The sequence below is a fragment of the Streptomyces sp. NPDC057617 genome, assembly GCF_042800555.1.
In the GTDB taxonomy this organism is placed as follows: domain Bacteria; phylum Actinomycetota; class Actinomycetes; order Streptomycetales; family Streptomycetaceae; genus Streptomyces.
In genome coordinates, this window is sequence record NZ_JBHVGV010000014.1 from 159332 (window position 1) to 182257 (window position 22926).

Below are 22926 nucleotides of genomic sequence, written 5' to 3' on the forward strand. Positions count from 1 at the left end.
GATCCTTTTAGCTGGGGCGGACCAGACTCAGTGCCTGGCAACGCTGGGACGGCGTGGCAACGGTCACGGGATGTCTATGAGTAGACGGAGGAACTCGTCCACGTCCTGGGGTCGGTCGGTCGGTTTGCGGCGGGTTGCCTCCGCTACTACGGCGCGCCATGGTCCGAGTGCGGGCAGCAGCGGGAGGTTCTGCTCCGGACGCTCCCCGGTCAGAATGGCTGCGATAAGCCGCCCGATGCTGTAAATGTCGGCAGTGGCCGCCACGTTATGGGGGTTTCCGGACGTCAGCTCCGGTGCCGCGAATCCCTCGGACCCGAAGCCGGTGCCGGTCCGAGTTCGGCGCGGAACGCTAGTCTCCCCTCGTGGCTGGCGCCCCAGCCCCCAGTCCGCTACGACCCACTTGCCGTTGAGGAGCAGGACGTTTGCTGGCTTGATGTCGCGGTGAATCCGGTCGTCGGCGTGCGGGCGGCGCAGTCCTTCACAAACCGCAGTGACGAGCCCACGGAGAGCTCCGGTCTCCCGCCGCAGCCGTTCTGCGTGGCTGGCGGCGCTACCGCTCGCGAGCGGCATGACGAACCACCGCCCGTCCGGGTCAGAGTCAAGCACCGGCATGACGTTCGGGTGCTCTCCGTAGAGGTGCCCGATGGAGATCTCGCGGCCCATGCGGTGTACAGAGTCCTCATCGCCGTAGCGGAGCTGCTTCAGAGCGACGGGGATGCGGGTGTACTTGTGCACGCCTCCGTAGACCGCTCCCTGGCCGCCCTCCGCAAGCGGCTCCTGATCCCTTTCGTAGTCCGATTTCGCTCCACGCTTGAGCCACCGCACAGCGGCCCACGGCGCGACCTCGCCTGCGCCCTTCATAGTCTCGTCAGTGAGAAAGTCTTGGGCGACCTTGATGACGTGGTCACGGAAGGCCCCGTCCCGTTGTGCTCCGAGGATGGCCACCAGTGGCCTGACCTCGGGATAGGGAGCGAGCTCGATGGTAAGACGGCGTGCCTCGTCACCTTGAGCAGCTCGTCGGGCGGCGCGCTGGTTGCTGTGCTCTTGCCGGGCCGCCTGCAGATCAGGATGCGGAGCCCAGCCACGGGGTGGCAGGACCACGCGGGCGTCGCGGAAGTCACATTCGAGGACGATGCACCCGTTGCGCGCAAGCTCGGTGGCTATGCCCTCGGCATGGTCACCGAATGTGGTCACGGCCGATTGCCACCTGCGGGGGCCGTTGGTGGCGAAGGCCCACTGACTGTCGGTCAGGCCGGGCGGGCGGTGCGGTGTCGGAAAGCCTTCCGGCTCCAGAGTGACGCGCGTGACCTTCGGATTCCCCTTGCGGTCGGTGCTGTAGTTGCCGTCGGGCAGAGGGACGGCGTACGTGGTCAAGCCCGGGTAGACGCTGAGGTGGCGCATCGCGAAGCCGCGCGGGCGGGAGCGGTCGGTCATGCCGGCTCACGGTACCCGTTGCCGGTCAGCCAGGCACGGAGCAGTTCGACACGCGGGGTGTGCTCGTCATAGCCGACAATGACGGGCTCCTCGTTGTACGGGCTGGAGTCAGAGCTGCGGCGCAGCTTGACGTACTCGCCGCAGGCGCCTATGGCATAGGATTCCATGTCGTCCTGCAGTGCCCCGATGACGGTGATACCGCTCTCCCTGCCGATCTGCCCGAGCAGGGCGACCGCTTCGCGGCGGTGCTGCTTGCCGAGGTTGCGGCCGAGCTCGTCGAGAACGAGTAGTAGTGGACGACCTGTGCCGCTCGCGGCTGCGGCGGCGCACACGAGCTTGATCGCCCGATCATCGATCTGTGCAGTGTTGGCCCGCCGGTTGTAGGGGATGTGCCGCCGCCCGTCGGCGCGTCGCCACATCGGCGTGACATTCCAATTCCAGTCCTCGGTGGGGTCGGCCGGCGGCGGAGGTTCGTCGTACTGGAGTGAGGCCCCGTACCCGCCGTGGGCCTTATCTAGCCGGTCGAACTCGGCTGCGACGTCGTCCAGCTTCTTCTTGATGGCGGAGGTGAGTGCTCCTCGGTGTGCTCGGCTGGCCTGGACCGCCTCACTGTGGCCGATCCGCGCGGCGTTGAGGCTCTCGTAGCGTTCTTTGCGATGAATGGCGATCTGCTGGCGCTCGTACTGGTCGGTGCCTTCGTGCTGGCGGAGGTAGACATGGAGAGCGTGGTGCAACTGGGCGAAGACGGCCTGTGCCCGTCGGCCGCTGCCGGGTCCGCGCTGGCGGAACTCTCCCAGCAGGCCAGTGATCTCCGTCGGCATGCTGTCAGAGGCGGCGGGAGGGAAGCACTCGGATATCGCAGTATTGATCAGGTGCCTGGCTTCCTCCCACCAGTCGTCGGCCGTCCAGGACTGCTGGTTGTCCGGCAGAGCGAGCAGGTGCTCGCTGGCAGAGTCGAGGGCGCCACCCCATTGGGCAGTCAGTTCCGGAAGGCCGAGCTGCGATCGTTCCTTCTCAAGGTTCTCGCGCTTCGCTCGTTGAGCCTTGTTTGTGCCGTCGAGGGTGGTCTTCTGATGCTGCAGAGACTGGATCTCCTTCTGGCGGACACCCTCCAGGCGAATCACCTCGTTCCGCTCGGCGACTGCAGCGTCGAGCATCGGAGTAAGTTTCGCGCGCTCCTCCCGGATGGTCTGATCCCTCTTCCGCAGGCTGCCAATCAGCACGTCCAGTTGGCTTGCCTCGACTGCGGCCCTCGCGCCCTTCTGCCGACGCTCAGCGGCGGTTACCTGCTGGCTGGCAGCCTTCCACCTTTTCTCAGCCTGCTGGCGGCTTTCGGACTCCTGGCGAACGCGCTCCCGAGCGGCGGCAATGCGGGCGGCACGACCAGTCACGGGGCTGGGAAACCCGCCGATGATCACGATGCCCGCGTCGTCGTGGACCCGGTCAGGGTTGGGGCGGGAAGTGACTCGCGCGTCAAGGGACGCGAGGAAGCCGCTCAGGTCGTACTGCGGGTTGGCATTGCCCGGGAGACCGACGTGCCCCGCACTGGTGGTGAGATTGGCGGCGATCAGGGTCGAACCGGGTATACCCGCCAAACGTACGCTGGCCCTGTCGAGATCTTCGGAGTCCACGACAGCCGCCTCACGGTACGGCCAGAGCGCGGGCTCCCACTTTGGCCTCTGTTGGGCGCTGAGGACAACTGCGTCGAGCAGGCAGATGCCGCTGATTCCCTCGGCTGCGAGGACATCGATCTGCTGCCGGGCCAGGTCCCTGCCGCTTTCCGCGTCATGCAGGCTTGCTTCGGCGTCGGAGAACGCCTTCTCCGCCACTCCGACTGCCTTGACCGCCACTTCCAGGTTAGTGTCCGCGTCGGCGCGTTCCCGATTGGCGGTTGGCTCGTCACGGCCGTCAGCGTCACGGGCCGCTTCCCTGGCCTCGCGCAGGCGACGATCGGTCTCCTCGATCCGGTGTTCCAGCGTTGCAATTTGATTGCCCAGCTCGCGGTCTTCGCCGTCGCGTTTGTTGAAAGTACTCATCGCGGCCTGCTGACGTTGTGTGAACGCCTTGTCATCGGCCAGCTCCGCCACCTGTCTGACCAGCTCTTGCACTGTGCGACTGGCCTTCTCGATCTCGGTATCGATCCCAGCAACCTCGACCTGGATTTCGGCGCTGCGCTGGAGGGCTTCGCACAGCAGGCGTGCCGTGCGCGACCGCCAGCGATCGGCTGCTTCCGTGACACGTCCGCGTGCCTGGTCCCGGGCGTCGATACCACCCTCGACGACCTGGGCGCTTTCCTCCCAGGTGGCAAGGTCGGACTTGACGGCGTTGGACTTCTGGAGAAGGTCGTACTCGTGGTGGCGTGCCTGGCGTTCCGTCTCCAGCTCGCGGTCGATGCCGGTGAGCGCAGCAATCGCCTCGAAGATCCGCCGCTTGGAGATCTCGTTCAGCGGTTGGGCGAGCAGGTTGGGGGCAGCGCTGGCCCGCACCGATGTCGACAAAAACGACACGCATCGCACGTGCTCCCCGTAGAGGGTGCGCGGAAGATCACGGGCCGCTATGTCCTGCCGCCTAGCCCGCGGGAGCAGGTCCTGCCAAACCGAGTCAGCGGCCTGTTCCCGTTCGTCCTCGCTGCCCCCGGCGGGTAGATGCAGCCCGTCCTGCCAGCGCAGCTTCAGTCGGGGCCCCTTTTGGCTGTTGCGGTCGATCCGGATCCACACGGTCAGAGCCCTGGCCTGAAGCTGATCAAGGGTCCCGGCGGCGGGAGCGAACACGCCGATGACGTACCCATGGTCGGCGTTACCCCAACGGTCTTCACCGCCAGCGTCCTCTGAGTTAAACAGCAGGTCGACTGCGGCGGGCGCACCGGAGCCGAATCGCCACTGCTCATCAGCATGCAGCAAGCTGATCTGGGCCAGCAGCGACGACTTCCCCGCCCCATTGGAGTCCTTCGGCCCCTGCCCGGCCACGGCGATGAGAGTGCCAGCGGCAATCGGGATGGGGTGCGTGGACAGCCGGGAGACTCGCACGCTCTGCAGGCCGACAAGGACACGGTCACCGACGATGTCCTCTTCTTGCGGTGTGCTGTCGCTCATGAACCGCTCCTTGGGGAAAATGTCACTTCCTGGGGGCGGCTCAAGCTCCGGCGGACCGTGATCGCTGTTGCGAGCGCGGTATCCGGGCCTACGGCCAGGATTAGGTTCTCTTGCAGGCGCTGGCGCGCCGCGGGAGTGAGCCGACGCAGCGCCGGCCCAGGGACGTACGAGGCGCCGGCGGTCTCGGGATCGGAGCCGCGCACTGCGCGGACCAACCCGGCTGCGCGCAGCCACTGCAAGGCATCGGACAAGCGTCGCTGCCCGTGAACCTGCGAAAGCTTCCGCAGGCGGGTCGGTGTGGTCGGATGGGGCGACTGCCATTCATCCCCGATCAGCTGCCCCTCTGCTCGGGGGATCGCGACCGAGTGGATCAGCACCAATATCAGAGCAGCCCGTTCCAGAGGTGCTAATATCCCCCAGCCCTTCGCCGCGAGTTCCGCGGTTATGTCGTCCCGGTACCCCGACGTCCACAGGTGGGCGCCCGCGTGGACGAGCGTGCGGCCGGTCCTTTGCAGCATCTGGTCAAGCAGGTGACGTAGCGTCGCGTCCCGAAGTGCCGGCAGCGCGGCCTCGCTGGCGGGTTCGCTACCGTATTCCAGTGCGGCCCAGGCCGAGACCAGCGCGTCGCGCTGCTTGTCGCCCAGTGGCTGGAGCAGATCATCGAACAAGCCGCTCATTGGTCCAGCTCACGGTCGGGTCGCGGCAGTGGCAGTGCCCGGCGCAGCTCCCGCAGCGCCGGGAGGTCCTGCTCCGGCCAGGTAGCCACCCGGGGGCCGAGGCAGACCCTCTGAGCCTCGGCATCGATGTCCAGCCACCGGCTGGTATGCAGGCGTCGGAGCGCCCCCGTTCCGAGGCGGTGCAGCACCTCTTCCCCGCGTCCGGGAATGAGCTGGTCCACTACATCCAGCACCTCGCGCGTCGTCGTCGGCTGCCCTGGCCACGGGCTTGTTTGGACATCGGGCCAGCAGCAGCGCAGCGCCGCGGCCAAGACCCGGCTGGTCTCGTTCGGAAACTCCACTGGGAGCACCTGCATCCGCAGCTCGCGCAGCACAGCTGGCGTCACGTCGTCGGGCGGGCGGGGCAGCAGCCAGCAGTGCTCACTATCCCGCTCTACTAGTCGCAGCATGCCTGTAGGGATTCTGGTCGCTGACGGTACGCGCAGCGGACCTTCGGCTCGAGCCCTCGCCCACCACAGCGCCGCCTCGGTACTACTCACGCGGGCCCCCGCTCTCGCTCGAACACGCCAGGGGTAAGCCAGGACGGCACGCTGCCCGCCTGTACCTGGACCGGACCAGACCATGCCAGCCGGTAGCCGAGCTGGTCGTTGTTACTCGCGGCGACTAGGTCGGCGAGCACGCGGCGCGCCGTCACCCAGTCCATGCCCGAAAGCAATTGCTCGACCGCAACAGAGTCCCCGCCGCTCAGTACCTCTTCGGCGACTCCCACCAGTCGCTCGGCCTCAGTGTCTGAGCGTTCCTGGGAGGGCGGCTCATCGCCATCGGGAACCCGGGAACGCGGCGGCGTGGAACGGCTGCCGGTCGGCTGCGGCCTGCTGGCGACGGCCTCCGCCAGGTCGGCGATATCGTGCCACGGGGCAGGCGCGTCGAAGACTTGATCAGCCAGGACCGCCGCGAGCTCATCCACCGTTGCCCGCCGCGCGAAGCGCCTCCACATCTCAGGCGGTAGCAGGTTCAGCGCCCTCGTGGTCCCCGCTGCGGTCATCAGGCGTGCCGACGCGTTTGTCGAAGCATCTTCGTAGGCGGCGATCGCCGATCGCAGCTCCCCACACTTGCGGCTGAGTTCCGGCCAGAACGTCAGCAAGATCTCATGTACCGCAGACGCCTGGTCAATGAGCGACTTCGCGTTCCAGAGCAGCGGAGCGCGCTCCCGCAGCGCCTCCACGGTGCCGCCGACGGTCAGCGCCACGAGCTCGGCGACGAGGAGCCGAAGCGCCGTGGTTACTCCTACGACTACCTCGAGGGCTTCCTCGGCTGTACCCTGCCCGCCCTCCAGCCTGATCTTCTCCATCGTCAGAAGATGGTGCAATTCAGACTGACCCCCGCGGGCCAGCATCCGCTGGACGAACAACATTGACACGTAGCTGGTGAACGAGGCCCGGAACTCGCGCTGGTAAGGCTTATCAAACGCGGGCTGGATCGCGCCGAGCTTCTTCAGGACGCTCAGGCGATTGTCGATCACCTCGTCCGGGAATGCGGCGCATGCCGCCCTGATCTGCTCCGCTGTCAGTCCGTCCTCGCCCGCGCGGGCAAACGCAGCAAACAGCGTGTTCGCCAGTCGGAAGAGGGCCGCGTCATCGATCGCCGCGTCCGCCCGGCGCGCAAGGACGGCGACAATCTGCTCGAACACAGAAGCGACGGCCTGCTCGGCTGCCACTGTATCCAGTCCAAACTGTTCGTCCACCACTGAACCGCTCCTGGTTGTTTCCTGACTCTCTGGGGTTGGCGTTCAGGCTGCGGTTTGCCTGGGTGAGGTGTGACTCTGATGCATTCGACGGGAGGTAGTCGTACATGAGAAGCTGGCCGCACCAGACTGATCCCGTCGCCCCCAGTCCCACCCTCAGCACGTAGGGTAGCTGATCTGATAGGAAGCTCGCGGGTAGATTGCGATCACGGTCATGCCCCAGGAGCGCGGTCAGCGTCGAGGCCGTGATGCTCAATCCAGGCGCGACCCGTTGGTCAGGCGGCGTCAGGGGCTGCGCTCGATACCAGAGTGGAAGTGCGGACTTCTATCAGTGTGGCCACTGGTAGGGTGACGGGCTCGATGCCGCAACGCACGAGGCTACCGTGTCGTTGGCGGAGGTGCCCGAAGTCTCAACCCGCAGGCACAGAAGACGTGTTGGCCAAGATTCTGCCGCGCTCGACCTGCTGCATGCCCTGGTCGAGTGGGTCACCATGCTGATCGTCACTCGTGAGGGTGGCCGTCGCTGCAAGCTCTCACCGCGCCAGCGTGCGCTGATCGGCCCGGAGTGCCTGTGTCGGCACGGGACACGCCTACCTGACAGCTATCGACCGGGCGGGGCCCGGCCGCCGAAGAACTTCTACGCCACCTACGAGCGGCACGATCGCCCCGTCTCGGTGACCTGCGAGGACCAGCTTGCCTTCCGCGCCTGGTGCCGCGCACAGCTGCCGGTGCACCGCACCGGGCAGGTCAACCTGCGGGGACTGCGGTCCTTGCTGCGGGCCGAGTTCCAGTGGGGCATGTATGCCCACGGCCTGCAACCCATCACCGTGTGGCACCTGACGTGGATGCAGTCCCTCGCGGACGAGTGCCAGCGCCACGACGTGGCGTCGCTGGCCGGCCTGGACCCGTCCGTCTTCCGATGCGCCTACCACCAGCGCATGGTCCAGGAGATGCAACAGGCCCTGCGGAAGATCTACTTCACCCCCTCCGACACCCGCAACGCGGGCTACATCGAGACCGAGCACTTCGGGGTGCGCTTCCCCCACCGCTCCAGCTACATCGACCTGACCTGCATCTCCCAGCGGTGGCTGCGCGACTTTTTGTGGGACCACATCACTGACGTGCTGCGCTCGCCCTCGTGCCCGCGCAGCGCCCAGCCGGTGGACTTCGTGCGCCGCGCCGGCGCCGAACTGTCCGCGTTTCTGGAGGCGGAGGCGTCCGGAGGCGGCCACGACCCCACCGAGCTGCGCGGCGAACACGCCCACCGCTTCATCGCGGACCTGCGCAACCGCGAACGCCGCGGCCTCGCCTTCCGCGGCCAGGCCCGCCTGGACGGCAGGAAGTCGAAGGTCACCGAGAGCATGCGCAAGGCTTGGTCGCAGGACGGGCCGAGAGCCCTGGCCTTCGAAAGGCCCGGCATCGCTGCCGCTGCTCAGCGATGAACTGTTCACCGTGCTGGAGCGTGAGCCGGCCAAGGGGCCGGTGGCACGTGGGCGGCCGGACCAGACGTGGACCCTGTCGCGGATCAGGACGCTGTTCGGGCGCCGCTTCCACAAGAGCTACACCGAGCAAGGGGTGGCCGCCCTGATCCGGACCGTCCGCCAGCAGCTAGGCCGCCCGATTGTGCTGGTCTGGGGCAACCTCAACACCTACATCACCGCCGGGATGCGCCGCTACATCGCCGACCACGACTGGCTCACCGTCATCCAATGGCGAGCCCTTCCTTCTCGGCCTGGCAGTCTTGGCTGTTCGTAACCGCGTCAAACGCTGACCGTGGTGAGCCACTCGAAACGTCTGTTCTCGTCTCAGCTCGGTTGACCATGCAATACGCGACTCGAAGGGCACTGTCGCTGCCGCCTGATATCTGCTGCTGTGTCAGAACGAAGAAGGCGCTGGTGAGTTCATCCCATACTGCTGAGGGTGGTGTTCGTCCGTTACCGGGGGGAGTGAAAGAGTATGTCGAGACGCAGGAAGATCACGGTCATGGTGATGGCGGGCGTGTTGACGGTGTCGACTCCGTTCTTCTGGCTGCTGAACAACCCCGATACCGGCCAACTGGTTGCCGCCTCTGTCCAGGGCGCTACTGGTGTCGCCGCTCTGGCGTGGGCACTGATGCAGTCGTCAGCCAACCCGCAGCCGGGGGTGGCGACGGTCGACACCGGCACGGCCAAGGCCACCGGTGGAGGCCGTGCGACTACCGGCGTGCGGCGCCCGCAAGGTACCGGGAGCGGACCCGTCCGAGCCGAGCGAACCGGGGACGCCACCGCAGACGGGCCCGGCAGCAGCGCAAGCACGGGCGTCGACTTTAGCTGACCGGGCCGGGACGGCCACAGTATGCGGGAGGATCTGCATCCGATGGTGAGATGGGCTAAACGCCGCCCCGATCAGGACGGTGACCCGAGCGCTGGTCCCAAGACCATAGGCGCAACTCCTGGGCCGTCGGTGGCCGCAGCGGACACCGGTGATGCCACCGCCCGCGACGGTGCCACGACGGTATCCGGCTACACCGGACCGGACCAAGAGCCCGCCCGCCCGGTACACGTGGGTGATACGGGGGCCGCCATCGCCAGCGGAGGCGGCCTGGCCAACACTGGGTATCAGGCGATCGGCAGCTTCACCCTGGTACAGCAGACGACCCCGCGCACACCCGCCGCCTGGCCCCACCAAGTCGGCGCGATCCCACCCCGCGCCTTTTCCTTCCAACACCGCTCCGAGGTTGACCAGTTGCGGGCAGCAGCTGACAGTGGGGGTACTGCGGTGCTCAGCCAGGTGCTGACCGGGACCGGAGGGGTAGGTAAAACCCAGTTGGCTGCCGACTATGCCCGCACCGCCTGGGACAGCGGCGAGATCGATGTACTGGTGTGGATCAGCGCGAGCAGCCGCATGACGACGGCACCAGTTTCTCCGGCAGGGCCAAGACCCAGGCGTGGCGCTGGAATCTCGACTACGTCGTGGACCCGCACGGCAACGTGATGACGTACTGGTACGAGAAGGAACTCAATTACTACGCCAAGAACGGGGCAACCGGGAACGGTACAGAGTACGCACGCGGCGGCTACCTCAAGCGGATCGACTACGGGCAGCGCACCGACACGATCTTCTCTACCACGCAGCCGGCCGCGGCCCGCGTGCAGTTCGATGTCAAGGAGCGCTGCCTGCCTGTCAGCGGGGGAGAGACTTGCGGTTCGCTGACCACGGCAAACCGCAATGCCTGGCCAGACGTGCCGTTCGACCAGATCTGCAAGAAAGACAGCCCCTGCACCGATCAGCCCACACCGTCATTCTTCTCCCGTAAACGTCTCGCTGCCATCACCACTCAGGTCTACAAGGGCACCGGCACGGGCGCGGATACCGACTACCGCGACGTCAATTCTTGGTCTCTGAAGCAGACCTTCCCGGATCCCGGTGATGGTTCCAACGCGGGTCTCTGGCTCGAATCCATTCAGCACACCGGGAAATCCGGATCGGCCATCAGCCTGCCGCCCGTCACTTTCGAGGGCGTCCAGTTGGACAACCGGGTCGACAAGATCGGCGACGACGTCGCCCCGTTCATCAAATGGCGTGTACGCAAGGTCACTTCCGAGACCGGATCCGTACTGACCGTCAACTACTCCGCTCCGGAGTGCATTGTCGGGACCAACATCCCTGCCGCACTCGACAAGAACACCAAGCGCTGTTACCCGGTCAAGTGGATCCCGCCGTCCAACCCCACCCCCGGCGAGAACCCCAACCCGCGTACCGACTGGTTTCACAAGTACCTCGTCACCCAGGTCAGCGAATCCGACCCGACCGGCGGGGCACCACTGAAACAAACCGACTACACCTACCACGGCGGCGGCGCCTGGGCATACGACGACCAGTCCCCGATCACCCAGGCCAAGTACCGTACCTGGGGCATCTGGCGCGGCTACCAGAAAGTCACCACCACCACGGGCGAAGCTGCGGGGACCCCCACCAGGAGTGTCAGTCTCTTCTACCGTGGCATGGACGGCGACAAGCAGTCCGACGACACCCCCCGTGAGGAGACGGTTACCGACTCCAAGGGCACTGCGGTGACGGACGCGGAGCAGTTCGCCGGACAGGCTCGCGAGGTGATCACCTACAACGGCAGCACGAATGAAGTGGTCTCCGGGACGATCACCACTCCCTGGTCCCGGACCACCGCCACAGCCACACACTCGTACGGCACCGTCAACGCCTACATGACCGGCACGGCGAAAGAGGTCCTGCGGACCCCGATCCCCGCAGGCGGGGAGCTCACGTCGACAACGAGCACCACCTACGACACGGTCAGCGGCCAGCCCCTGACCGTGGAAACCGAGAGCGGAGGCCAGAAGGACTGCACCCGCACCGAGTACGCCGAGAACAACGACGCCTGGATGCTGACCTACGTCAAGCGCGTCGAGAAGGTATCCGTCGCCTGCGCCGCCACCCCGAACCGCACCGGTGACCCCCGGACGACGGACGTCGTGTCCGACACCCGGACCTCCTACGACGGAAAGGCATGGGGCGCGGCCCCAGCCAAGGGCGACGCCACAGCCACCCAGCGTGTCACCGGATACACCGGCTCCACCGCTCAGTTGCAGACCGTGTCGACAGCGGCGTTCGACTCGCTGGGCCGCGTCACCGATGAGTGGGACACCAACGGCACCCGCACGAGCCACTCCGAGTACACCCCCGCCGCAGGAGGGCCGCTCGCCAGGACGAAGGAGACCAACGCACTGGGCCACTCCGTCACTACGGAGATCATCCCCGACTGGGGTGTTAACAAGGCCAGCATCGACCCGAACACCAACCGCACCGAGATGGCCTACGACGCACTCGGCCGGCTCACCGACGTCTGGCTCGCCGATCGAGCCGGATCGCCGACACCGAGCAACAAGTTCGAGTACAAAGTCCAGCGCGACAGCGCGTCCTGGGTCGCCACTAAATCCCTCAACAACGACGGCACCACCTACAACACTTCCTACACCCTCTACGACGCACTGCTCCGCCCCCGCCAGACGCAGGCGCCCGCAGCGGTCGGCGGCGGCCGCGTCATCTCGGAGACCAAGTACGACACCCGAGGACTCGCGGTCGAAACAGCCAGTGACCACATCGACACGACCGCTCCCTCCGGCAACCTGGCCACGCTCCTGACCGCGTCCCCGGCAGGCTCACGGACCACCTACGACGGCGCCGGCCGGCCCACCGCGGAAATCATCCTCGCGCTGGGCAAGGAGTTCTCCCGCACCACCACACGCTACGAAGGCCAAGCCACCATCGTGGAGCCCCCAGCCGGGGCCTCAGCGGTACGGGAAGAGGCGGACGGCCGCGGCCGGCTCGCGGAGAAGCGTGAATACGACGGCAACAAGGCGAGTGGTGACTACACCAGACTGACCTACTCCTACGGCCGCGCCGACCAGTTGACACAGGTCAAGGACAGCGACGGCAACACGTGGAGTGCCGAGTACGACTTTCTCGGCCGTAAGACCCTCACGAGTGATCCCGACTCCGGGTCGTCCACCACCGAGTACAACAACCTTGATCAGGTCTCGTACACCGAGGACGCCCGGGACAACGGGCTCAGTTACACCTACGACCTCATCGGGCGTCAGACCGGAAAGCTCACCGGCCGTATCCCCGTCGTCGGCGGCCAGCCCGCCATCGATGACTCCAAGTACCTGACGCGCTGGTCCTACGACTCCGTCGCCATCGGACAGCCGACCTCGGCCATCCGCTATGACGGAGGTAAGAACGGCAAGGTCTACGCCACCACCAACGCCTCGTACGACAAGCTCTACCGCACCCTGAAAGAGCAGTACACGGTCAGCACCAGCGAAGGAGCCCTAGCCGGCAGCGGTACCTACACCATCACCAACGCCTACAACCTCGACGGCACGCTCCAGAAGCGCACCATCCCCGCGATGGGAGGGCTGGCCCAGGAGGTCCTCACCTACGGCTACAACGCCCAGCGCATGCCAGAAACCCTGCAAGGGCTGACCGGCATCGTACGGAGCACGGCCTACCTGCCCGCCGGAGAACACATCCGCACCACACTCGGTGTCTCATCGACCGCCAAATGGACCGAGATCAACAAGTCGTACGAGGACGGCACCAAGCGGCTGGCCCGCCAGACCGTCCTCTCCGAGACCAACGCATCGAGTGACGCGGACACCCGCTACCGCTACGACCTCGCCGGCAACCCCCTCGAGATCGAGGACCGTGCAACAACACCCAGCGACAGGCAGTGCTTCAGCTACGACGGCCACCGACGCCTGAGCCGCGCTTGGACGGCCACCGCCGACTGCGCCGCCACGCCCAGCGCCAGCAACGTCGGCGGGATCGCGCCCTACTGGCAGTCGTTCACCTACGACAGCGCGGGCAACCGCAAGACCGCGACCAATCACCTCGCGGTTGGCGGAGCGGCCACCACCTCGTACACGTACGACCTGAAGCAGGGCACCACCGCACGCCCCCACTTGCTGTCATCCACTTCCACTACACCACCGAGCGCTTCCTCACCCGCAACCAGCTACACGTACGACGACGCAGGCAACACCACCAGCCGCACAACCGGGACCAAGACACAGACCCTCGACTGGGGGCCCGAGAACGACCTCTCAAAAGTCACTGAGGCCGACAACACGGAAACGACATTCCTCAACGACGCCGGCGGGAACCGTCTGATCCGGCGCGACGCCACCGGCACAACCCTCTACCTCGGCGAAACCGAACTGCGCCTCGACAAAACCACCGGCAAAGTCGAAGCCACCCGCTACTACTCCCACGCGGGCCAGACAGTCGCCATGCGCACACCCAAGGCACTCACCTGGATGAGCGCCGACCACAACGGCACCGGAAACCTTCAGATAGATGCCGCGACGCAAGCAGTAACACGCCGTCACACGCAGCCCTTCGGCGAACAACGCGGACAGAACCCGGCAGCCTGGGCGGGCGAGAAGGGCTTCGTCGGCGGAACCCAGGACCCCACCGGCCTCACACACCTGGGCGCCAGGGACTACGACACCTCCACCGGCCGCTTTATCAGCGTCGACCCCATCGCCGACTTCAAAGACCCACAGCAGATAAACGGCTACGCCTACAGCAGTAACAACCCCGTCACCTTCGCAGACCCCGACGGAAAGTTCTGGCTCTCGCTCGTCAAAATCGTCCGAGCGGTCGTCCGAGCGGTCACCGCAGTGGTCCATGCCGTCAGCCGGTCAAGAGCCAGACCCCCCGTGAACCGGCGCATCGGCATCTCCCCGATAGGGACCTCAGGATGGCTCGGCCCGCCCCTGGGCATCAAGCCATGGAACGCCCCCGTCGACCTCGGATACGCCGCTGAACCGGGAGATCCACAGGCCCAGGGCGGCTTCCTGGACTTCCTCGGCGGCATCGGCCACAACATAGCCGCGGGCGCAGAAGCAGTCACCAGCGTGACGCCCTACTGCTGGATCGAAGATTGCAGCGGAGGAACCAAACAATACGATGACTTCGTCACGAGAAAGGGCCTCAACAGCGACACCAAAGCGTGGGATTCCGGCGACACAGCCGCAGAAATAGCGGGCCTCTTCTCTTCCGTGGGTGCGATTCGCTCTCTGGTGAAAAAGCTACTCAAGGGTGGCAGCGAGAAAGCTTCCAAACGTGGTACGAGGGAGGCCGCGACAAAATGCGCCAAGTGCTTCCTCGCTGGCACTGGCGTGCTGATGGCCGACGGAACCACCAAGGACATCGACGAAATCAAAGTCGGCGAAAAGGTGCAGGCCACAGATCCCGAAACCGGAGAGTCAGGACCTCGTCAGGTAACCCGGCTCATCATCACCGAGGACGACAAGCATTTCAACGCGCTCTCCATCGTCACGGAAGAAAGTACGGAGGAGCTGACGGCCACACACGAACACCCCTTCTGGTCCCCCTCAGAAAATAAATGGGTCGAAGCCGCCAACCTCAGACCGGCGATGACACTGCTGACCGACGACGGCAGCACAGTCATCGTCACCGCGAACCGCCCCTTTACCGAGCACGCAAGGACCTACAACCTCACGGTTGACGACATCCACACGTACTACGTGCTGGCGGGGGAGACGCCAGTACTCGTCCACAACAGCAACTGCACGTTGGATGTTGATTTCGCGTCGAAGTCCGGAGCGAAGCCCGATCCGGCAGATAGCCGTGGCCAGTACTCGATGGCAGGGAGGGCTCTTCAGAAGCATGCGGGGAGGAACGGGAACCCGAATGGATGGCCTATGCCGGCCGGAAAGCAGAACCCCGAGGGGTGGAACTCGGCGGGACAGGATATGCTGGATGACCTCCTCACTCATCCCGGTTCTGTTGAGACGCGCGGGCGCGGGCGAATCGGTGGACAGTGGCAAGACGTTGTTGATGTCCGGCTACCTAACGGCCTGGGGGCCAGATTCACTCCCGACGGTAGCTTCTCGGGTTTCTTGGACTGATTGGAGGCGCTTGAGGTGCGAGTAGTGAAGTTTGGCACGGCAGAGATCGAAGTGACCGATTTTGGTGACGTCACGGTCGGGGAGAGGGTGCTTGAATTCCGCTACCGAGGTGGTGCTCAGGCCCAGAGAGCATTTGCTGCTGTTGTCGTACCTGACGGTGGAGCCTGGGCTCAGGCCAGCCTAAGCATTGATCCTCAGGTGGGCGATGTACCTGCAGCTTTGATGGCGAAGCTCATCGAAATGGCGCGAGTACTGGTCGAAGAAGGCTGACGCCAGCTGCAAGATCTGAAGCCCCGCCAGGTGCGTTCTGGCGGGGCTTCTGGGTGTCCTGACGGCCTTAGACGGTGTCCTATGTGGTGAGTCGGGTGAGTCGTTTGTAGCAGCAGAGGGCCGCGGCAAGGCCGAGGAATGCGAGGTAGTTGCGGGGGTGGCGTTCGTAGCGGTGGTTGAGTCTGCGGTAGCCGGTCAGCCATGACATCGTGCGTTCGATGACCCACCTTCGGCGGCCTAATCGTTCGCTGGATTCGATGCCTTTGCGGGCGATGCGGACTCCGATGCGTTTACCGCGGAGCCATTTCCGCAGGTCAGGCACATCGTATGCTTTGTCCGCGTGCAGCTTGCCGGGCTTGTAGTGCCAGCCGTTTTCGGGGTCGTGTCTCGTTTGGAGGCCGGCGACCATGGGCTTCAGGCCGAGGCTGTCGTGGGTGTTGGCGGCGGAGACGCCGACGACCAGGGGCAGTCCGTTCGCATCCGACAGGACGTGCATCTTCGAACCCGGTTTGCCCCGGTCCACGGGGCTCGGGCCTGTGAGTTCGCCCCTTTTTTGGCCCGGACGTGGGCGGAGTCGAGGACCACGCGGGAGAGGTCGAGCAGACCGCACTCATCGACACGGTCGATGACGGCCTCGTGCAGCCGCCCCCACACCCCGGCCCTGGACCAGATCACGAACCGCCGGTGAGCGGTCGACTTCGAGATCCCGAAGCAGGGCGGCAGAGCCCGCCAGGCACAACCGCTCACCAGCACATAGACGATCGCGGCGAACAGCGTCTCATCAGGCGTGTCCTGTGTCCCGCCGCCCTGCGGCCGCACCTTCGACGGAGGGATCAACGGCTCCGCGATCTCCCACAATCCGTCCGGAACAATCCAACTCCACGTACCCCGCCCCATGTCGAACTCAACGAGCGATCTCCACATAGGACACCGTCTTAGTTGACGGCAACATCAACGGATCAGAGCGGTGCAGGGTGGTGATTCGTTGCCGTCGGACTCAGTAGCTGTTGTCGTTCCGATCTTGAGGGGTGTGCGTCGAACGGGAGTCTCGATCGGGTGGTTGGCGCCGGTTGCGGGCATGAAGGCAGGGCCTCTTGGTAGCTCGGGGTTGCGAAGCCAACCGAGATCCAGGAGACCCTGTTGCCGCAGTTGTACGTGCTCGCGCCGGTGAAGTTCAACTCGGCTGCACCGTCGTGTGATTGTGTCGCTCACCGGTTCGGAAACGCGGCCGATCACTCGAAACGTGTTCGGCGGTATCCCTCGGACATGACGGACTCGGAGTGGGCCGTGGTCCGGCCGCTGCTGCCGGTGCCGGGCTGGCTGCGGGGCAGGGGCGGGCAGCCGGAGGCATACTGCCACCGGGCGATACTCGACGTGATCCGCTACCTCGTCGACAACGGCATCAAGTGGCGGGCGATGCCCGGCGACTTCCCGCCGTGGGACCGGGGCTACGCGTTCTTCCGCCGCTGGCGCGACCACCTGCTGGTCAAGGAGTTCCACGACCGGCTGCGCGCCAGGATCCGCGAGAGAGAGGGGCGCGACACCGGGCCGACGGCCGGCGTGATCGACTCGCCGTCCGTCAAGGCGGACGCCGTCGTCGGCGCGGACAGCCGTGGCTTCGACGGCGGCAAACTGGTCAACGGGCGCAAGCGGCATGTTGTGGTCGACACGCTCGGCCTGCTGCCGGGGGTGATGGTCACCGCCGCGAACACCGGCCGACGTGCAACACTGGCTGGAGCTGGTCTGGGCCGACGGCGGCTACACCGGCAACCTCGTCGCCCACTGCCTCACCGTGCTCGCCCTGGTTCTCGCGATCGTCAAGCGCAGCGACGACATGCGCGGCTTCGTGGTCCTGCCCAAGCGGTGGATCGTCGAGCGTCTCTTCGCCCACCTGATGCGCACCCGCCGCCTGGCACGCGACGACGAGCGCCGCACCACCAGCGCCGAGGCGATGATCTACTGGTCGATGACCCTGCTCATGACCCGCCGCTTCGCCCGGCCACACTCGCAGCGAGCGTGAACCGGCCCGGCTGTCGCTCGGCCAGCCAGCCCTGCGCGACCAGACGTTTCGCCTTCGACCGCAGCGCCTCCACCTTCGCCGGCACCGCGTCCATGCCGAACAGCACGACCAACTCCTGGCAAATCAGGGGACCTTGATGGAGCCGGTCCCGGTCGCCGAGCGCGGTGAGGATGCGCTGATGGTCCACCGACAGCACCGACCAGGCCAGCCCCTCACGCCACACCGGCACCTGCGACCTCGACCTCGCCGCGGTCGGCACTGACGATGTCCCCTCGGCCTGGACTTGGCTTTGCCCGGGCTCGTCCACGGGGGCCAGTACCTCACCGACCCGCGAGCGGGCGATGGCCCATTCCCGCCATTCCCGCTCGGCCACGGCCAACTCGGCCTGGACACGGTCGGCTTCTTCCCTCAGCCCATCCACGCGACGGCGGGCGGCGACCTCGCGCAGTTCCAGCAACCCCACAACCGACGGCATCCACGACCTCCACCGGAGCGACGACACGACACGCCACCACTCCCACCGAACCACCGGATCTACGCCTGACCAGCGAAAAAGCAGTCCTCAAGTCCGAAAAGACAACAGCTTCTCAGCGGTATCCGACGCTCCGGACCCGGGCGGTTGCCCTGGATGAGCGGCGGGTCCACATCATCGGCGGTGCGGGCAGGTAGCTGAGTTGTTCAGGGTTTCGCTACTAGGGCGTGTATCGAAAATGGATCTCGGCCCGTAGGGGCATCGGGTCTGATCGGGTTCGCGTTGCCGCCAACTCCCCTATCGCACAGGTTCATTGGACGTTCCAACCATCAGTCGTCGGATGATCGGCGGACGACATTTCAGCGTCGGGGTGGGTGGGGGTGGACGAGGCCGGTCTGGTAGGCGATGACGACGAGCTGGGCTCGGTCGCGGGCGTGGAGTTTTGCCATGGCGTGGTGGATGTGGGTGCGCACGGTCAGGGGGCTGAGGTGGAGTTGGCCGGCGATTTCGGTGTTGGTGAGCCCTTCGGCGGCCAGTGCCATGGCTTCGCGTTCGCGGGTGGTGAGGGTGGCCAGGCTCGTTCGGGCTGCGGGGTGGGTGCCGGGCTGGGGGGCGGCGAGGAAGCGGGTGATGAGGTTGCGGGTCGCTTGGGGGGAGAGCAGTGCTTCGCCGGCGACGACGGTGCGGATGCCGTGGAGGAGTCCTTCGGCGCCGACGTCCTTGCCTAGGAAGCCGCCGGCTCCGGCGTGCAGGGCGCGGGCGACGTGTTCTTCGGTGTCGAAGGTGGTGAGGATGAGGATGTGGGTGGCGGCGAGGTCGGGGTCGGCGCTGATGGCGCTGGTTGCGTCGAGGCCGTCGGTGCCCGGCATGCGGATGTCCATGACGACGATGTCGGGGCGGTGTCTGCGGGCCTGTGCGACGGCCTCGTCGCCGTCGGCGGCTTCGGCGACGACTTCCATGTCGGGCCGGGAGTTGATGAGGATGCGGAAGGTTTCCCGTAGCAGGGCCTGGTCGTCGGCGAGCAGGACGCGGATGGTCATGGGGTGCTGTCCTCGCGGGAGGGGCTGGGGTACAGGGGAAGTTCGGCGGTCACTTCGAAGCCGCCGGTCGGGCGGGGTCCGGCGTGCAGAGTTCCGCCCAGGGACAGGGCGCGTTCCCGCATCCCGATGAGACCGTAGCCCTCGCCCGGGGCGGGCCCGGTACCCGTCCCGTGGTCGGTGACGCTGATGGTGAGCCGGTCGTGGGTGTAGGTGAGGGTGACGCCGGCGGTGTTGGTGCGGGCGTGTTTGGCGATGTTGGTGAGCGCTTCTTGCACGATGCGGTAGGCGGTGAGGTCCACTCCGGGCGTCAGTGGCCGGGATTCTCCGTGGGTGGTGAGCGTGACGGTGAGCCCGGCGGAGGCGTGGGTGTCGAGGAGTGCGTGGAGCCGTGCGATGCCGGGGGCGGGCTGGAGGGGGTCGTCGAGCGTGTCGCCCTGCTGGCGCAGGAGTCCGACGGTGGCTTTCATCTCGCGCAGGGCGGTGCCGGTGGTCTCGCCGAGGGCGGTGACCAGCTTCTCGGCCTGTTCGGGGTGGCTGCGGATGAGGAGGGCGGCGGTGGTGGCTTGGGCGTTGGCCAGAGCGAGGTGGTGTGCGGAGACGTCGTGGAGTTCGCGGGCGATACGCATACGTTCTTCGGCGACGCGGTGGCGGGCTTCTTCCTCGCGGGTGCGTTCGGCGTGTTCGGCGCGGGCGCGTACCGAGTCGAGGTAGGCGGTGCGGAAGCGGGCGGTCGAGCCGAGGGCGGCCGGCAGGAGAAGGTAGGCGATCGGGCCGATCACCATGAGTGCCAGGGATTCCCCGGCGGGACCACCGATGACGCAGGCTCCGGCGACCAGGACGACGGCCGCGAGCGTAAGATTGCGGGCCGTCGTCCGGTCCGTGCGTGCGGCCAGGGAGTAGAGCGCCGCCATCAGCGGGGCGAGCAGCAGGACCGTCATCACGTAGCCGGTCAGGGCCATGGCGGTCGCGCACAGGACGGCGAGGACGGTGACGGTCCTGGGCCGGGAGCGGTGCCAGAGCAGGGCGATGCAGGAGATGCCGGCCAGGAGGACGCCGAGCCAGCGGTGGGCGGGGGCGGCCAAGTGGTCGACGTCGGCGAAGCTTCCGGGAAAGGCCACGAGGAACAGCACCAGCGCCACCGCGGTGTCGACTCCGCGGGGGTGACGGCTCAGGTAGCGCTGCCAGGTCGTGATCATGGTGCCTTCCACCTGTAAGGGGTTGGTGGTCCGTGCGGGACGGCGGAACGTCGCGGAGGGGGTCGGCCGCCCCGTTTCCGGGTGGCCGGCCCCCTCCAGGTTGTCACTGGTGGACAGGCAGTTCCGGCTGCTCGGCCTCGTGCCGTGCGGGTGTGGCGTCCTCATCGCGGTTCAGGGCGTGGCCCTCGACGTCGACGCGGGGCACGATGCGCTCCAGCCAGCGGGGCATCGTCCAGGCGTGCTTGCCCAGCAGGGCCAGGACGGCGGGCACGATCGTCATCCGCACGACGAGCGCGTCGAACAGCACGGCGCTCGCGAGTCCGAACCCGATCATTTTGATCATGGGTTCGCTGACGCCGATGAAGCCGGAGAACACCGAGATCATGATGACGGCCGCAGCGGCGACCACCCGGGCGCTGTGCCGGAAGCCGGAGACGATGGCCTGGCCGGGACGTTCGCCCTTGAGGTGAGCTTCGCGGATCCGGGTGACGAGAAAGACCTCGTAGTCCATGGCGAGGCCGAAGACGATGCCGACCATGACGATCGGCATGGTGTTCATGATGGGGCCGGTCTGGTGCACGCCGAGCAGGCCGGCGAGCCACCCCCACTGGAACACGGCGACGACCGCGCCGAGGGCGGCCAGGACCGACAGCAGGAAGCCGAGGGCCGCCTTGAGCGGAACCAGCACGGAGCGGAAGACGACCAGCAGCAGGAGGAAAGCCAGGCCCACCACCAGGGCGAGGTAGGGCACGAGAGCGCCTTGGACCTTCTGGTCGCTGTCGATGTTCGCGGCGGTGCTGCCGCTGACCATGAACGTGGCGCCGGTGCTCTCCTCGATCCCCGGGCGGTCGTCCCGCAGGGTGTGGATCAGGGTGCTGGTCCGCTCGTCCTGCGGGTCGGTGGCGGGAGTGACGGAGAGGACCGCGGTGTTGCCCGCGGTGTTGAAGCGCGCCGGTGACACGGACACGACCCCGTCGACGGACCCGATCTCCCGGGCGCTCTCGGCCACGGCGGCCTTGGGGTCCTGCGCGTCCTTGGCGTCCACGACGACGGTCAGCGGGCCGTTGAAGCCCGGACCGAAGCCGTCGGCGAGGGCGTCGTAGGCGCGGCGTTCGGTGGTCGAGGTCGGCTTGGCCCCGTCACCCGCCGTGCCGAGGTCCAGCTGGGCGGCGGGGAGGGCGATCACGCCCAGTGCCGCGACCGCCACCAGCAGTATCGGCAGCGGCCGTCGTACCACCAGGCGGGCCCAGCGGCTGCCCAGATTCGGCTTCCCCTCGCCCCCGTCCGCCACTGCGTTCCGAACGCCACGGCGGGCGGAACGGCGCGTCGAGCGCGCCAGGACGGCGCGCGGGAAGATCCCGAGCAGGGCCGGGACCAGCGTGACGGCGACCAGGACGGACAGCGCCACGGTGCCGGCCGCCGCCAGCCCCATCTGGGTCAGCGTGGGGATGCCAACCACGGACAGCCCGGCCAGGCCGATCACCACGGTCAGACCCGCGAACACCACCGACGACCCGGCCGTCCCCACGGCCACTCCGGCCGCGTCCTGTGGCGCGAGCTCTCGGGCCCGCTCCTCCCGGAAGCGGGAGACGATGAACATCGCGTAGTCGATCCCGACGGCCAAGCCCAGCATCATCGCCAGCGTGCTGGTGGCACTGGACAGGCCCAGTGCACTGCTGAGCGCCATGATCGTCGCGGCGCCGATCCCCACGCCGATCAGCGCGGTCAACAGCGGCAGCCCCGCCGCGGCCAGGGAGGCGAACGTGATCAGCAGGACGACGGCCGCCACCACGACGCCGACCAGTTCGGTCGCCCCGCCCGATGGCTGGGTGGCCAGGACCGAACCGCCGACCTCGACCGTCAGCCCGGCCTCCCGGCCCTCCTCGGCGGCCTGCTCCAGGTCCTGCTTGACCTGGTCGTCGACATCCTTCGCCTTCACCTCGAAGGTGACCGACGCGTACGCCGTAGTGCCGTCCTCGCTCACCGCGCCCGCGCCGTACGGGTCGGCCGCCCGGATCACCTGATCGAGACCGCCGACCCTGCCCACGATCCTGTCGACGGCCGACCGGTTCTCCCGGTCGGTGAGCTTTTGGCCCTCCGGGGCCACGAACACGAGCTTCGCGCTCGCCCCCTCGGACGCAGCACTGCCTGTGCTACCTGCGGGAAAGCGCTCCTCGATGAGGTCGAAGGCACGCTGCGACTCCGTCCCCGGCATCGAGTAGGAGCCGTCAGGAGCGGCCGGCGCCAGCGCCGACGCCATGCCCGCGGCGACCAGCGCCAGTACCCACAGCACCAGGACGCGCCAGCGCCGCCGGAAGGCCGATCGGCCCAGTTGGTCAAGAAAAGCAGCCACAGAAGGATCTCCACATCCGAAACGAGGGGACCCTTCCACCCTGTCCGGCCAGGCATTTCCCGTCTTCGTGCGGCTGCCGACAGTTCACTACTGCGTCCGCAGTAGGCCCTGCGCGGACGGCCGCCACCCATCGCCGTCCGCATAGACCGGACTGGCGCTGCCGCCCGCTCGGCCTGACCACCACCACCTTCGA

Annotated in this window: 14 protein-coding genes and 2 pseudogenes; 6 read left to right on the forward strand and 10 right to left on the reverse strand. The window is 66.8% G+C overall.

The window, feature by feature from the left end:
* Nucleotides 1-63: 63 nt before the first annotated feature.
* The 5 genes from ACFU9P_RS29680 to ACFU9P_RS29700 all read right to left on the reverse strand — a co-directional run bounded on the left by ACFU9P_RS29680 (nucleotide 64) and on the right by ACFU9P_RS29700 (nucleotide 6950).
* Nucleotides 64-1434, reverse strand: coding sequence for a serine/threonine-protein kinase (locus ACFU9P_RS29680; protein WP_384086654.1), 1371 nt, complete (start codon nucleotides 1432-1434; stop codon nucleotides 64-66).
* Nucleotides 1431-4526, reverse strand: coding sequence for a hypothetical protein (locus ACFU9P_RS29685; RefSeq protein WP_384086657.1), 3096 nt, complete (start codon nucleotides 4524-4526; stop codon nucleotides 1431-1433). The genes ACFU9P_RS29680 and ACFU9P_RS29685 overlap by 4 nt, the downstream gene beginning before the upstream one ends.
* A complete protein-coding gene (locus ACFU9P_RS29690; protein ID WP_384086660.1) occupies nucleotides 4523-5203 on the reverse strand; it encodes a hypothetical protein in 681 nt (226 codons plus the stop codon). The genes ACFU9P_RS29685 and ACFU9P_RS29690 overlap by 4 nt, the downstream gene beginning before the upstream one ends.
* Nucleotides 5200-5652 carry a hypothetical protein gene (locus ACFU9P_RS29695; RefSeq protein ID WP_384086663.1) on the reverse strand — a complete coding sequence of 151 codons (453 nt, stop codon included), beginning with the start codon at nucleotides 5650-5652 and terminating at the stop codon, nucleotides 5200-5202. Before ACFU9P_RS29695 ends, ACFU9P_RS29690 begins: the two co-directional genes overlap by 4 nt.
* Nucleotides 5653-5738: 86 nt before the next feature.
* Nucleotides 5739-6950 (reverse strand): hypothetical protein, encoded by a 1212-nt coding sequence (locus ACFU9P_RS29700; RefSeq protein WP_384086666.1) that lies wholly within the window; start codon nucleotides 6948-6950, stop codon nucleotides 5739-5741.
* A 488-nt stretch (nucleotides 6951-7438) separates the two neighbouring features.
* Here ACFU9P_RS29700 and ACFU9P_RS29705 point away from each other — a divergent pair.
* The 5 genes and pseudogenes from ACFU9P_RS29705 to ACFU9P_RS29725 form a co-directional block, all read left to right on the forward strand.
* A pseudogene (locus tag ACFU9P_RS29705) lies at nucleotides 7439-7534 on the forward strand (IS5/IS1182 family transposase); the annotation flags it as partial.
* An 865-nt stretch (nucleotides 7535-8399) separates the two neighbouring features.
* On the forward strand, nucleotides 8400-8702 hold the full coding sequence (locus ACFU9P_RS29710) for a hypothetical protein (RefSeq protein ID WP_384086669.1): 303 nt from the start codon (nucleotides 8400-8402) through the stop codon (nucleotides 8700-8702).
* Nucleotides 8703-8903: 201 nt separating this feature from the next.
* Nucleotides 8904-9260 (forward strand): hypothetical protein, encoded by a 357-nt coding sequence (locus ACFU9P_RS29715; RefSeq protein WP_384086672.1) that lies wholly within the window; start codon nucleotides 8904-8906, stop codon nucleotides 9258-9260.
* A gap of 548 nt (nucleotides 9261-9808) precedes the next feature.
* Nucleotides 9809-15382, forward strand: a complete 5574-nt coding sequence (locus ACFU9P_RS29720) for a polymorphic toxin-type HINT domain-containing protein (protein ID WP_384086674.1) — start codon at nucleotides 9809-9811, stop codon at nucleotides 15380-15382.
* 24 nt (nucleotides 15383-15406) lie between these two features.
* Nucleotides 15407-15652 (forward strand): hypothetical protein, encoded by a 246-nt coding sequence (locus ACFU9P_RS29725; RefSeq protein WP_384086677.1) that lies wholly within the window; start codon nucleotides 15407-15409, stop codon nucleotides 15650-15652.
* A gap of 79 nt (nucleotides 15653-15731) precedes the next feature.
* Here the strand turns inward: ACFU9P_RS29725 and ACFU9P_RS29730 are convergent.
* Nucleotides 15732-16549, reverse strand: a protein-coding gene (locus tag ACFU9P_RS29730; protein ID WP_384086680.1) for an IS5 family transposase whose coding sequence is annotated in 2 segments (ribosomal slippage) — nucleotides 15732-16201 and nucleotides 16201-16549 — 819 coding nt in all. Because the reading frame shifts where the segments join, the coding sequence is not laid out codon by codon here.
* 369 nt (nucleotides 16550-16918) lie between these two features.
* Here ACFU9P_RS29730 and ACFU9P_RS29735 point away from each other — a divergent pair.
* A pseudogene (locus tag ACFU9P_RS29735) lies at nucleotides 16919-17672 on the forward strand (IS5 family transposase).
* Here ACFU9P_RS29735 and ACFU9P_RS29740 read toward each other — a convergent pair.
* The 4 genes from ACFU9P_RS29740 to ACFU9P_RS29755 form a co-directional block, all read right to left on the reverse strand.
* Complete coding sequence (locus ACFU9P_RS29740) at nucleotides 17629-18147, reverse strand: hypothetical protein (RefSeq protein ID WP_384086683.1); 519 nt, start codon at nucleotides 18145-18147, stop codon at nucleotides 17629-17631. The pseudogene ACFU9P_RS29735 and the gene ACFU9P_RS29740 overlap by 44 nt on opposite strands.
* Before the next feature lie 356 nt (nucleotides 18148-18503).
* Nucleotides 18504-19184, reverse strand: coding sequence for a response regulator (locus tag ACFU9P_RS29745; RefSeq protein ID WP_384086686.1), 681 nt, complete (start codon nucleotides 19182-19184; stop codon nucleotides 18504-18506).
* Nucleotides 19181-20380, reverse strand: coding sequence for a sensor histidine kinase (locus ACFU9P_RS29750; RefSeq protein WP_384086689.1), 1200 nt, complete (start codon nucleotides 20378-20380; stop codon nucleotides 19181-19183). Before ACFU9P_RS29750 ends, ACFU9P_RS29745 begins: the two co-directional genes overlap by 4 nt.
* Nucleotides 20381-20483: 103 nt before the next feature.
* The gene (locus tag ACFU9P_RS29755) at nucleotides 20484-22733 is read right to left on the reverse strand and encodes an MMPL family transporter (protein WP_384086692.1); all 2250 of its coding nucleotides are present in this window, start codon (nucleotides 22731-22733) and stop codon (nucleotides 20484-20486) included.
* Nucleotides 22734-22926: the final 193 nt, after the last annotated feature.